1 protein-coding gene is annotated in these 246 nt (G+C 63.4%); it reads right to left on the reverse strand.

Features of this window, described 5'->3' with window-relative positions; genetic code table 11:
- On the reverse strand, positions 1 to 246 hold a 246-nt coding region (locus AF337_RS13770), incomplete at both ends, for an FGGY family carbohydrate kinase (protein ID WP_244471250.1).

Here is a 246-nt window from a genome sequence, read left to right on the forward strand (position 1 = left end):
GCCGCACCGATCGCCCGGCCGGCATACGGTCGAGCAGCCATCGGAATTTCGAACCCGGGAACATCGGATCCAGTGGCAGGCCTGTGAGCGCCTGCACACGGTCAAGGTGGCCTTCGACAATGAGACGTTCGCAATCCTGTGCCGTTCGACGGCACTGCCAGCTTACCACCGGTCCAAGTGCTTCTCCCGTTTCGGCGTCCCAGGCCGTGACTGACTCGCGCTGATTGGAAATCGCCACGGCCTCGA

Source organism: Rhizobium ecuadorense (genome assembly GCF_001187535.1).
GTDB lineage: Bacteria > Pseudomonadota > Alphaproteobacteria > Rhizobiales > Rhizobiaceae > Rhizobium > Rhizobium ecuadorense.